A 14119-nucleotide genomic window follows, 5' to 3' on the forward strand; every position below is an offset into this window, starting at 1 on the left:
ATAGGGGTCTATAACGTCTCATGTGGGTAATCGAGTTTTAATCCACCTGTTACGAAGTAGACCATATACTTAAAGTTCCTCAATAACCCAAATTATGGCACTCTAACAACACCCACGTCTAACCCGTCCGATAAGTCCGACTCGTCCGATTCGTCCAACACTCCCAAAAAAATACCCCCTAAAAGTTTAACACCAAACTTTTAGAGGGCATCTTCTTTCAAAAATATTCTGCTACCTATGCAAGGCTATTCAAAATAATATCAGTAAATTAATATTCACCCCATGCTTTAATATCAATTTCGTCCAATTGAACGTGGCAGAAAGCTGAAATAAAGGCACTTGCAAGGCGACTATTAGTAAGCAAAGGAATGTTGAAATCGATTGATGCACGGCGAATCTTGTAACCGTTGGTCAATTCGCGTGGTGTAAGGTCTTTAGGAATATTCACCACCATATCGATTTTCTTATCATGCAAAAGGTCTAACGCTTGTGGGTATTGCCCTTCATCAGATGGCCAATAAACCAAGGTGTTTTCTATGCCGTTCTCTTCCAAATACTTAGAGGTACCGCCTGTTGCGTAAATATTATAACCATGAGCCTTCAACATTTTGGCAGCATCAAGCATTTCTGCCTTTTGTTTCGCTCCACCCGTAGAGAGAAGAATGTTCTTTTTAGGAATACGCTGACCAACAGAGAGCATACTCTTCAATAATGCGGTATGAGTATCTTCACCAATACAACCTACTTCGCCAGTTGAACTCATATCAACTCCCAATACAGGGTCGGCTTTTTGCAAGCGATTGAACGAAAATTGAGAAGCCTTAATACCCACATAATCAAGGTCGAAGAGGTTTTTATTTGGTTTCTCAACAGGTACGTTCAACATTATCTTGGTTGCTAAATCAATGAAGTTTAGCTTCAAAACCTTACTTACAAATGGGAAAGAGCGACTTGCACGGAGGTTACATTCAATCACGAGAATATCGTTATCGCGTGCCATAAACTGTATGTTGAAAGGACCATTAATGTGCAGTGCTTTCGCAATTTGTCGGCTAATACGCTTCACACGGCGCACGGTTTCAATATAAAGCTTTTGTGGAGGGAACTGAATGGTAGCATCGCCTGAGTGAACACCAGCAAATTCAATATGTTCAGAAATAGCGTAAGCCATTATTTCGCCATCACGTGCCACAGCGTCCATTTCGATTTCCTTGGCATTTTCAATGAATTTGCTTACCACTACTGGGTGGTCTTCGCTCACATTAGCAGCCAATTTAAGGAAGCGTTCCAATTCATCGTTATTTGAACAAACATTCATAGCAGCACCCGAAAGTACATAAGAAGGACGAACGAGTACAGGGAAACCGACACGGTCTACAAACTCTTGAATATCGTCCATACTTGTTAGCGCACGCCATTCTGGTTGGTTCACACCAATTTCGTTCAACATAGCTGAGAATTTGGCACGGTCTTCTGCATTATCAATATCCTTTGCCTTTGTTCCAAGAATAGGAACATTTTCGGCATCAAGATACATGGCAAGGTTATTAGGAATTTGTCCGCCCGTTGAAACGATTACACCGTGAGGAACTTCCATATCAATAACGTCCATAACACGCTCAAAAGTGAGTTCGTCAAAATAAAGACGGTCGCACATATCATAGTCAGTTGATACGGTTTCAGGGTTGTAATTTATCATGATAGAGCGATACCCTTGCTTGCGAATGGTATTTAATGCTTGCACACCACACCAATCGAACTCAACCGAAGAACCAATACGATAAGCTCCTGAGCCAAGAACAATTACGCTTTTGCGGTCGGAAGTAAATTGAACATCAGAGGCTACGCCCGAATAAGTAAGGTAAAGGTAATTGGTTTGCGCTGGATATTCAGCTGCCAAAGTGTCAATTTGCTTGACAACAGGCAAAATTCCGTAGCCTTTACGCAACTGACGAACCACCAAAACCGCCTTGTGCATATTACCAACCTCATCTTCCAAACCAACGGCACGCGCCACTTGGAAATCGGTAAAACCATAAATCTTAGCCGTGCGCAAGAGTTCTTTATCAAGCGTATTGATGTTGCAACGCTTTAAATCTTCATCAATATCAATAATATGCTTGAGCTTATGCAAGAACCAATGGTCTATCTTGGTCAATTCATGAATCTGGTCTACAGTATAACCTTTGTGCATTGCCTTTGAAATGACAAAGATACGCTTATCAGTTGGTTCACGAAGCGCAGCATCAATGTCTTCGATTTCGAGTTCTTTATTCTCTACAAAACCGTGCATGCCCTGCCCTATCATGCGCAAGCCCTTCTGTATGGCTTCTTCAAAGTTGCGACCGATTGCCATAACTTCGCCCACAGATTTCATACTTGAACCTAATTCCTTATCAACGCCACGGAATTTGCTCAAATCCCAACGTGGTATTTTGCAAACAACATAGTCTAACGCTGGCTCAAAGAAAGCCGATGTAGTCTTGGTAACCGAGTTCTTCAACTCGAACAAACCATAGCCCATACCGAGTTTAGCAGCAACAAAAGCAAGAGGATAGCCTGTTGCTTTACTTGCCAAAGCCGATGAACGAGAGAGGCGTGCATTGACTTCAATGACACGATAATCTTCGCTCTTAGGGTCGAAAGCGTATTGTACGTTACATTCACCTACAATACCAATGTGGCGAACTATCTTTATCGCCAATTTGCGGAGTTTATGATATTCACTATTGGTGAGGGTTTGAGAAGGTGCAATCACGATTGACTCGCCCGTATGGATACCCAACGGGTCGAAATTTTCCATGTTGCAGACCGTAATACAATTATCGTATTGGTCACGCACCACCTCGTATTCTATTTCTTTCCAGCCTTTTAAACTCTTCTCAACCAACACTTGTGGAGAGAAAGAAAAGGCTTTTTCGCAAAGTTTATTGAGTTCTTCTTCGTTATCAGCAAAACCACTACCGAGTCCACCCAAAGCATAAGCCGCACGGATAATGACTGGATAACCCAATATTTTGGCAGCTTCTCGTGCTTCTTCTATATTTTCGCAAGCCTCGCTTTTAATGGTTTTTACATCGATTTCATCTAATTGTTGTACGAAAAGTTCACGGTCTTCCGTGTTCATAATCGCCTTTACTGGCGTACCAAGAACTTTAACATTGTACTTTTCGAGTATTCCAAGGCGGTCTAACTCAACACCACAATTCAATGCAGTTTGTCCACCAAATGCCAACAGAATACCATCTGGGCGTTCTTTTTCAATGACACGTTCTACAAAATAAGGTTGTACTGGTAGATAATAAATCTGGTCAGCTACACCTTCTGATGTTTGAACCGTTGCAATATTTGGGTTAATAAGAACGGTAGAAACACCTTCTTCACGTAAGGCTTTCAATGCTTGTGAACCCGAATAATCAAACTCACCAGCTTCACCTATCTTCAATGCGCCTGAACCAAGTAGCAGGACTTTCTTTATTGATTCGTTTTTCATTATTTCAGTGTTTCTACAAATTTGTCAAACATAAATACTGTATCTACTGGACCTGAACTTGCTTCTGGGTGGAATTGTGAGCTAAACCAAGGGTTTACCTTGTGGCGGATTCCTTCGTTGCTACCATCGTTCATATTTACAAAAAGTTCTTCCCAATCTTTTCCCATTGTCTTTGCATCAACCGCATAACCATGGTTTTGTGAAGTAACATAACATTTGTTTGTTCCTACCAAACGAACAGGTTGATTATGTCCACGATGACCATATTTCAACTTAAAAATAGTAGCTCCAGCAGCCTTTGATAAAAGTTGATTTCCCATACAAATACCACAGATTGGTTTAGTGCTTTCATTCATTTGCTTGCGAATTATCTCCACAGCATCGTTACACATATCTGGGTCGCCAGGACCATTAGCAAGGAAAAGTCCATCGTATTCTAATGATGTGTAATCGTAATTCCAAGGTACGCGAATGACTTCAATATTGCGATTTACTAATTCGCGCAAGATATTGGCTTTCACACCACAATCTACTAACACTACTTTTTTCCCACCACCTTCATTATATCGGATAATTTTCTTCGTTGAGACAAGGTCTACAAAATTCACACCTTCGTAGTGAGCAGTAGGAATATTGTCAGCTTCATCGTCGAAAATAATTTGCCCCATCATTACACCATGTTCGCGCAAAACCTTTGTCAATTCGCGTGTATCAATGCCTGTAATGCCTGGAACTTTTTCTCGTTTGAGCCATGATGCCAAACTTTCAACAGCATTCCAGTGGGAATATTCCTCTGTATAATCAGAAACGATGAGCGCAGAAAGATAAATTTTATCACTTTCCATAAACGATGGAATCTGATTTTTCTCAATTGTAAATGGTGGCACACCATAGTTGCCGACTAATGGAAAGGTCATTACCAGCATTTGTCCTGCATACGAAGGGTCGGTAAGGCTTTCAGGATAGCCCATCATAGCCGTATTGAACACTACTTCGCCTGCAACGGGTTGCTCGTAACCGAATGATTTTCCATGAAATTTGGTACCATCGCTTAAAACTAAAGTTACATTCCTCATTATTATTAGTATATTGTGATTTGATATTTTCTTTATTTTACTTTTTATAAACTCCTTCGTAGAATTTTATAAAAGCTTGATTGACGAGGCGCATTCCACCAGGAGTTGGAAATTTTCCCGTAAAATACCAATCACCACGATGATGTGGTATAGCTTCATGCAACCCTTCTATACTTTGATAGACAAGTTCTACAGGTGTTGTCATGCCTTGTGGACGAAGCATTTCAACAATTTTCTCGTTGATTTCTTCCACTGTAAATGGCTCATAAACTCTGCAAACTGCATTTTCGATGACTTCGTCCTTAGCTTTTGCAACCTCTTTCTTACATGCTTCGTAAATTTCAGTAAGCAATGATTCCATTTTACGCTCCTTAATGAGCTCGATAGTTGCTGCAAAGACACAAAATTCTTCCAAACGAGGCATATCAATGCCATAATAATCAGGATAACGAATTTGTGGTGCGCTCGATACGATAACGATTTTCTTTGGGTGCAATCGGTCAAGAATGCGCAAAATGCTTTCTTTCAGCGTTGTACCACGAACGATTGAGTCGTCAATAATAACCAAATTGTCCTCATTTGGTACGATACTCTCATAACTAATGTCGTAAACGTGCGATGCTAAATCGTTGCGTGAATTGCTTTCCGTGATGAAAGTACGAAGTTTTATATCCTTCCATGCCACTTTCTCCGAACGAATAGATTGTCCAACAATGCGTTGCAACTCCTCATCGGTAGGTAAATGGTCTAATGCCTTAATTTCTTCTACCTTTTTTGCATTCAGCCACTTTTTAAAGCCTTGCAAAAGTCCATAGAAAGCCACTTCGGCAGTATTTGGAATAAATGAAATTACAGTGTGGTTTGTATCGTAACCAATTGATTTCAATACTTTTTCTGTGAGCTGCTCGCCCAACTTTTTGCGCTCTTTGTATATATCTCTATCAGAGCCACGAGAGAAATAAATACGTTCAAACGAACAAGCTGAATTTTCTTTAGGTTCTAAAATTTGGTGTAATGAAGCTTCACCACGTTTATTAACAATAATAGCTTGACCTGGCATTAATTCTTTTACATCTTCGCAAGCTAAATCGAATGTTGTTTGAAGTACAGGACGTTCACTTGCCAAAGCCATAAACTCATCATTCATATAAAAGAAAGCAGGACGAATGCCCCATGGGTCTCGCATAGCACACATTTCACCCGAACCTGTAACACCACAAATAACATAACCCCCATCAAAATGCTGCATAGTTGCATGTAGGACATTTTTCATCTCAACGTGGTCTTCAATGTAGTGTGTAATATCAAATTTCTCGAACCCGAGTGCTTTGGCGTCACGATAATTGCGTTCAATTTCGCGATCTAAGCGATGCCCCATGAGTTCGAGAAGTAAATAAGTATCACTATATTTGCGTGGACATTGACCTTGTTCGGTAAGCAAATCAAATATGTGGTCAATGTTGGTCATATTAAAGTTGCCACAAAATGAAAGGTTTTTGGCTCTCCAATTATTACGTCGAAGGAAAGGGTGGACATACGATAACCCACTTTTTCCAGTGGTAGAGTATCTCAAATGCCCCATGTAGAGTTCGCCTGCGAACGGTAGATGTTTCTGTGCAAATGCTACATCGGCAATTTGTTCTTCTGTATAACCTTTATATTGTTTATGAATATTTGCAAAAATTTCTGTAACAGCATTCTTTCCTTCTGCACGTTCACGAAACATATATTCATTTCCAGGTTGTGTTTCAAGTTTTACAGCTGCTATTCCCGCTCCTTCTTGTCCCCGATTGTGTTGCTTTTCCATCATAAGATACATCTTATTCAAGCCATACATCCAGGTACCATACTTTTCTTGGAAGTAGCTAAGCGGTTTCAACAATCGAATCATTGCAACACCACAATCCTCATGAATATTTTTTTCCATTTATCAAGGTTTTCTTTTTATTTATTCTACAGTTACAGATTTTGCTAAATTTCTTGGTTGATCAACATCTTTACCTTTACAAACTGCGATGTGATAAGCTAACAACTGCAATGGAATAGTTGCCACCAATGGTTCTAGACATTCCATTGTGTCAGGAAGTTCGATAACAGCATCGGCAATCTTAGAAATTGATTTATCACCTTTAGAAACAAGTGCTATCACACGTCCATTGCGTGCCTTTATTTCTTGAATATTGCTGCGTACTTTTTCATACATTCCGTTGTGAGTTGCAATAGCAACCACTGGCATATCAGAGTCTATCAAGGCAATAGGTCCATGTTTCATTTCAGCAGCAGGGTATCCTTCAGCATGAATATACGAAATTTCTTTCAATTTCAATGCACCTTCTAAAGCTACAGGATAACTAAAGCCACGACCTAAATACAAAAAATTTCTTGCATAAGTGAACGTACGAGCCATATCAGCTATTTGTTCGTTTGTTTTTAAAACTTCGTTTATTTTTTCAGGAACTGCTGATAATTCCTTCACCATTTCTACATATTCTTTGTTCTTTATAGTGCCTTTTGCTTCTGCTAAAGTGAGGGCAAGCATAGTGAGAACAGTAACCTGACCCGTAAATGCTTTTGTTGACGCAACACCAATTTCTGGACCAACGTGAATGTAAGTCCCCGTATCAGTGGCACGTGGAATACTTGAGCCAATAGCATTACATATTCCATAGATGAAAGCACCATGCTCTTTTGCCAATTCAATAGCAGCAAGCGTATCAGCAGTTTCTCCACTTTGTGAAAGTGCAATCACAACATCATCAGAAGATACAACAGGATTGCGATAACGGAACTCACTCGCATATTCTACATCAACAGGAATGCGACAAAACGTTTCCAAAAGTTGCTTTCCAATAAGACCTGCATGCCAACTTGTTCCACAAGCTACGATAATGATTCGTTTTGCGTTTAAAAGTCGCTGACGATAGTCAATGATAGCACTCAAAGTTACTTTATCATGTTCCACATTAATACGCCCACGCATACAATTGATAAGACAATCTGGCTGTTCAAATATTTCCTTGAGCATAAAATGAGGATAGCCAGCTTTTTCTATTTGACCAAGATTGAGGTCAACTTTTGATACAACAGGTTCTAAAGCCTCGTTCAAAATGTTTACCACCTTTAGTTCTTCGCCCAACTTCATCACTGCAATGTTGCCATCTTCAAGATAGACTACTTTATCGGTGTATTCTATAATAGGTGTAGCATCGGAACCAATAAAGAATTCTTCATCTCCTATTCCTACAACAAGCGGACTTTGCTTACGAGCAGCAATTATAGTATCAGGGTGAGTTTTATCAAGAATTGCAATAGCATACGCACCAATAACTTGATGCAAAGCTACTTGTACAGCAGTAAGTAAGTCTAAATTTTTCTTCTTTTGAATATATTCTACCAATTGTACCAATACCTCTGTGTCCGTATCCGATACGAAAGATACACCATGCTTTTTAAGATTTTTCTTTATTTCAGCATAATTTTCAATGATACCATTGTGAATAATCGCCAATTCCTTTGATTCAGAAAAGTGTGGGTGAGCGTTGGTTGATGATGGTTCTCCGTGTGTTGCCCAACGAGTATGTGCAATGCCTACCATACCTGTAATATCTTTTTCAGCACAAAACGCTTCTAACTCGCTGACTTTTCCTTTTGCTTTGTAAACGTTCAACTCGTTATTACTATTAATAAGCGCAACCCCAGAGCTATCATATCCTCTATATTCAAGTCTTTTTAGACCTTTTATTAATACAGGATAGGCTTCTCTTTTAGTACCTAAATATCCTACTATTCCACACATGTATTATATTTCCTTTGTTGAAATTTTATTCTTAAATTAATGTATCTTTCTTAGCAAAAAAATATTTTACCTCACTAATGTTATGATTAACGACACTATTGACGTTGTAACACCCAAAATTGTATACCAAATATTTGTATTACTGCTGAAGAATGTATTTCTTGCTTTTACCTTATGTGGTTCAACATAAACAATATCGTTTTGCTGTAAATAATAATAAGGTGAATTTATAATATTTGCATCGTTCATATTCAAACGCACCTTATGCTTCTCACCAGTTTTATCTTCACGAATCAAAAGAATATTATCACGCTTACCATATACTGTCATATCTCCAGCTTGCGCCAAGGCTTCCATAATATTAATTTTTTCAGTAGATACTGGTATTACTCCTGGAGCATTCACTTCCCCTATCACTGTAATTCGGTAACTGCTCATACGCACTGAAACTAATGGATTTTCTATACGCGCCAAGTAAGGTTGTATTTTACTTTTAATTAAATCTTCACATTCTGTTTTTGTTAATCCTGCAACATGAATTTTTCCAACAATGGGAAAAGTTATCATACCATCATTATCAACCAAATATCCAACAATCCTATTTTGTCCTCCACCACCTGCATTTGCAGGCTGCCTTAAATTAAAAGGCTCTGACGTTAGGGGATCGGTGGTTTGAACTAATATAGTAAGTTCATCTTTTGGCATTATCTTCGCATCATACAATCCTTTTGAAGCTGCTAAACTAATAGAGTCTATATTTTGTAAGTAAGCTACTTTCTTACTTGACCCACAGCCTACCATTAAAAGAATCACAGTGAACACTATGAATGAGATAAGTAATTTCTTCATATATTATAAATATAATAACGTTATTTTGCGATTAGGAGTTTTTGTCCTTCACAAGAAACCCCACTCTCAATTGTGTTGCAAAAATACTACTATTTTTTGAGAATTACAAAAGATTAGTGTACTTTTCATTGTATAGATAAAAAATATTGTAAAACACAAAAAATATATTCAATTATCATAATGTTTCTATCTTATAATTGATTTGTATCAATTTTATGCAAATTGTTTCATTTATAATTCTGTAAGTTTAAATCTTCATCTTTTTACCAACTTGTCGTTAGATTCATTACACCATGATTTTATTGAGCAATAAAAAAAGAATGCCATAAATGAAACATTAGTAAAAAGTTTTTGCTAACTTTGCAACAAAGATAACTTTAGCATGAAAAGAACAGAGAAAGTTTTACTGATTTACACAGGTGGTACAATTGGTATGGGTTGCAACCCAATAACAGGTGCTTTAGAACCTTTAGATTTCGATCACCTCGCTGATAATGTTCCTGAATTTAAATTGATACCAACAGCTATTGACACTTATCAATTTATCCCAGCAATTGACTCTTCAAACATGTCGCCAGAATTTTGGGCGCAAATAGTAAGTATCATCGTTGAAAAGTATGACTATTACGATGGATTTGTCATTCTCCACGGAACAGACACCATGTCTTACACAGCTTCGGCATTATCTTTTATGCTCGAAAATCTTACAAAACCTGTAATTCTTACAGGTTCACAACTTCCTATTGGTCAATTACGTACCGATGGAAAGGAAAACCTTATGACAAGTCTTGAACTTGCAGCAGCTCATCATCATGACGGAACTCCGATGGTGCCAGAAGTGTGTATCTATTTCAATGGACACCTTTTGCGCGGCAATCGTTCTACAAAACAAAATGCTGACGAACTCAACGCTTTCGATTCTTTTAATTTCCCTCATCTTTGCGAAGCTGGAGTAAGTTTCAATTTCCAAACTCACCACATTCTAAAACCCGACTATACAAAACCAATGGTACCTCATTTAGAGATGAATAGCAACGTTTTTGTATTTTCATTGTTCCCAGGGGCAGAGGAAAACATTGTAAAACATATTCTTGATGCACCTGAACTGCGAGGAATCGTAATGCGTACCTATGGAAGTGGAAATGCACCACATACACCTTGGCTAATGAAACTCTTGAAAGAGGCCTCTCAACGTGGTGTTGTTACCGTGAATGTAAGCCAATGTATTAGTGGTCAAGCTGATATGAATCGCTACGACACAGGCTACCAACTCAAAGATGCTGGCGTTGTTAGCGGCTATGATACAACAGTTGAGGCTGCCCTTACCAAACTCATGTTACTCCAAGCACAATATGACGACCCTGAAATGGTGCGCCAATACATGAACAAATCTATTGCAGGAGAAATAACAATTCCAGCTACACTATTATAAGTAATTGTCTGAAAACGATTTATATGAGGGTGTGTCAAAATAGCCACACCCTCTTTTTTATGCACAAAGCCCCGACTTTCTCAAGCCATGGCTTTGTTATTTTGTAAGCTATTTGTAAGTTTTGCCGTTTATTTGGCTCATTTTCTGCGGTCAAATGAACGAACTGCCTAAAAATAGATTAGGCTGTAATGTCTGATTATCAGTCCATTACAGCCTAATTCAATAATTATCTATATCTCTAATCAATCCTCTATTGCAGCCTGTGCCGCTGCTAAACGAGCGATTGGCACACGGAATGGAGAGCAACTTACATAATTAAGACCTACACGATGGCAGAACTTAACTGATGATGGTTCGCCGCCATGTTCACCGCAAATACCACATTTCAGGTTATTACGAGTCTTGCGACCCTTCTCTACTGCAATCTTAATAAGTTGTCCTACTCCTTCTTGGTCAAGTACTTGGAATGGGTCAACGTCCAAAATCTTCTTTTCAAGATAGCTTGGCAAGAAACTTGCAATATCATCTCGACTATAACCGAAGGTCATTTGTGTCAAGTCGTTTGTACCAAAACTAAAGTATTCTGCCTTGCTTGCAATCAAATCGGCTGTTAAAGCTGCACGTGGAATCTCTATCATTGTGCCAACCTTGAATGGAACTTCAACGCCTTCAGCTTCAAAAATCTTCTTGGCAGTTTTGCGAATGATAGCCTCTTGGTTATCAAGTTCGTTCACAATACCTACTAATGGTACCATGATTTCAGGCATTGGATTGAATCCTTCCTTCTTCAATTGAACAGCAGCACCGAGGATTGCGCGTGTTTGCATCGCTGTAATTTCAGGGAATGTATTACCCAATCGGCAACCACGAAGACCTAACATTGGATTGTGCTCAGACAAAGAGTTTACACGATTGAAGATAAATTGAACGCTAACACCCATTTCTTTAGCCATGATTTCTTGTCCTTCAGCATCGTGAGGTACAAATTCATGCAATGGAGGGTCTAACAAACGAATGTTTACAGGCATTCCGTCCATACATTTTAGGATACCATAGAAGTCTTGTTTCTGATAAGGCAATAACTTTTCGAGTGCCTTTTCACGTCCTTCAACAGTATCGGAAAGAATCATTTCACGCATGGCTTTAATCTTCAAATCCTCGAAGAACATATGCTCAGTACGGCAAAGTCCAATACCAACAGCACCGAATGTGCGTGCTACTTCAGCGTCGTGTGGTGTATCAGCGTTTGTACGAACGACTAATTTAGTATACTTTTCGCAAAGATTCATCAATTTTGCAAAATCTCCTGTTACTTCAGCAGCCTTTGTTTGAACCTCTCCGTAATAAACTTCACCAGTAGAACCATTCAATGAGAGGTAATCGCCTTCATGCAATACTGTTCCGTCAATCTCAACAGTACGTTTCTTATAATCTATAATAATACCACCAGCACCACTAACGCAGCATTTACCCATACCACGAGCCACTACAGCAGCGTGAGAAGTCATACCACCACGTGCAGTAAGAATACCTTCTGCGGCTGACATACCTGCCAAGTCCTCTGGAGAAGTTTCGATACGAACCATCACAACAGAACGACCATCTTCACGCCACTTAGCAGCATCATCAGCAAAGAATACGATTTGTCCACAAGCAGCACCTGGAGAAGCAGGAAGACCACGTGTCAAAACACGAGCTTGCGCCAATGCTTCTTTATCGAATATAGGGTGTAAAAGTTCATCAAGTTTATTTGGCTCGCAACGCTTAATAGCTGTCTTTTCGTCAATCTCTCCTTTATCAAGCAAATCCATTGCAATTTTAACCATCGCCGTACCAGTACGCTTACCATTACGAGTTTGCAAGAACCAAAGTTTACCATCTTGTACGGTAAATTCCATATCTTGCATATCGTGATAATGCTTTTCTAATTTGTCTTGAATAGCATTCAACTGAGCATAAATCTCAGGCATTGCTTCTTCCATTGAAGGGTATTTTGAGCTACGAATTTCTTCTTCGATATCTTGCTGTTTTGCCCAACGTTTTGAACCTTCCAATGTAATTTGTTGTGGAGTACGGATACCTGCAACAACGTCTTCACCTTGTGCATTTACCAAATATTCACCATTGAAAACGTTTTCACCTGTGCCTGCATCACGAGAGAAGCATACACCTGTTGCAGAAGTATCACCCATGTTACCGAATACCATGGCTTGAACTGTAACTGCTGTACCCCATTCTTGTGGAATACCCTCCATTTTGCGATAAAGGATAGCACGTTCGTTCATCCATGAAGTGAATACTGCACAAATAGCACCCCAAAGTTGTTCCATAGGGTCTGATGGGAAATCATTTCCTGTTTGACTTTTAATCGCTTTTTTAAATTCTACAACCAATTTCTTTAAGTCGTCAACGTTCATTTCATTGTCCAACTTAATACCACGTTCTGCTTTAACTTTTTGAATAATAGCTTCGAATGGATCAATATCCTCTTTATTTTCAGGCTTCATACCCAATACAACATCGCCATACATCTGAACAAAACGACGATAGCTATCGTATGCGAAACGTTCGTTGCCAGTCTTTTTTGCAAGTCCCTCAACAACGGTATCATTCAAACCTAAGTTAAGAATTGTGTCCATCATACCTGGCATTGACGCACGAGCTCCTGAACGCACACTAACTAAAAGCGGATTTGATGGGTCGCCAAACTTTGAATTCATCAAGTCTTCAATATGTTTGACACTTTTTTTAACCTCTTCGGTTAAAATTTCTACAACTTTCTCTTTTCCTTTTTCAAAATATTCGTTACAAACGTCGGTAGTAATTGTAAAGCCAGGAGGAACTGGTACACCAATTAAATTCATTTCTGCAAGATTGGCACCCTTGCCACCCAGCAAATTTCTCATATCAGCTTTTCCTTCGGCCTTACCATTACCGAAAGTATAAACTCTTTTCTCTGCCATAATAATTATGTAAATATTTAAATCTTATTTTCGTTAGTGCAAATATAACTATAAATTAACAATGTAGCAAATTTTTAGTAAGGAAATGCCATATAAAGATTACATTTTATGCTTTTTTGATGTTTTATGCTTTCAAATAGTTTTTCGCAAATCATAATATATTTGTTCTTGATAATACCTTTTCATAACCACAGCAAAATATTTAATTTAAAATTGAAACAGCTCAAACCATGTAAAGATGTGTAATTTTTCATATGATATTCGGAATATCATTGATATAAAGCAACTTAACTATAAAAAATGATTTTATAAATTTATAAAGTTGGATTCTTTGTATTTCCATTTAAAATCCAATACAAAAATTACAGAAAGGGAATTTTATTTATGCAAATCAATTGAATAAATATAAAATACTTTTATTTGTGAGAAACAATAAATTCAAAATATCATGCTTAATACATCTAATGTCAAAACCTATTGTTTTGAAAATAAAAACAATAGGTTTAAGCA

Annotated in this window: 7 protein-coding genes; 1 reads left to right on the forward strand and 6 read right to left on the reverse strand. The window is 38.4% G+C overall.

Annotation, left to right across the window (positions count from 1 at the left end):
- Positions 1-268: 268 nt before the first annotated feature.
- The 5 genes from carB to DYI03_RS06000 all read right to left on the reverse strand — a co-directional run bounded on the left by carB (position 269) and on the right by DYI03_RS06000 (position 9214).
- A complete protein-coding gene (carB, locus tag DYI03_RS05980) occupies positions 269-3493 on the reverse strand; it encodes a carbamoyl-phosphate synthase (glutamine-hydrolyzing) large subunit (protein WP_021668605.1) in 3225 nt (1074 codons plus the stop codon).
- Positions 3493-4569 (reverse strand): glutamine-hydrolyzing carbamoyl-phosphate synthase small subunit, encoded by a 1077-nt coding sequence (gene carA, locus DYI03_RS05985; RefSeq protein WP_004357252.1) that lies wholly within the window; start codon positions 4567-4569, stop codon positions 3493-3495. Before carA ends, carB begins: the two co-directional genes overlap by 1 nt.
- A gap of 37 nt (positions 4570-4606) precedes the next feature.
- Positions 4607-6496 carry an amidophosphoribosyltransferase gene (locus DYI03_RS05990; protein WP_021668606.1) on the reverse strand — a complete coding sequence of 630 codons (1890 nt, stop codon included), beginning with the start codon at positions 6494-6496 and terminating at the stop codon, positions 4607-4609.
- 21 nt (positions 6497-6517) lie between these two features.
- Positions 6518-8365, reverse strand: a complete 1848-nt coding sequence (gene glmS, locus DYI03_RS05995) for a glutamine--fructose-6-phosphate transaminase (isomerizing) (protein WP_021668607.1) — start codon at positions 8363-8365, stop codon at positions 6518-6520.
- A 66-nt stretch (positions 8366-8431) separates the two neighbouring features.
- The gene (locus DYI03_RS06000; RefSeq protein ID WP_021668608.1) at positions 8432-9214 is read right to left on the reverse strand and encodes a polysaccharide biosynthesis/export family protein; all 783 of its coding nucleotides are present in this window, start codon (positions 9212-9214) and stop codon (positions 8432-8434) included.
- A gap of 382 nt (positions 9215-9596) precedes the next feature.
- Here DYI03_RS06000 and DYI03_RS06005 point away from each other — a divergent pair, with 382 nt between their 5' ends.
- On the forward strand, positions 9597-10646 hold the full coding sequence (locus DYI03_RS06005) for an asparaginase (protein WP_021668609.1): 1050 nt from the start codon (positions 9597-9599) through the stop codon (positions 10644-10646).
- A 242-nt stretch (positions 10647-10888) separates the two neighbouring features.
- Here the strand turns inward: DYI03_RS06005 and ppdK are convergent, their stop codons facing one another.
- Positions 10889-13609 carry a pyruvate, phosphate dikinase gene (ppdK, locus tag DYI03_RS06010; RefSeq protein ID WP_021668611.1) on the reverse strand — a complete coding sequence of 907 codons (2721 nt, stop codon included), beginning with the start codon at positions 13607-13609 and terminating at the stop codon, positions 10889-10891.
- Positions 13610-14119: the final 510 nt, after the last annotated feature.

This window comes from Prevotella disiens, from assembly GCF_900454955.1.
GTDB classification, from domain to species: domain Bacteria; phylum Bacteroidota; class Bacteroidia; order Bacteroidales; family Bacteroidaceae; genus Prevotella; species Prevotella disiens.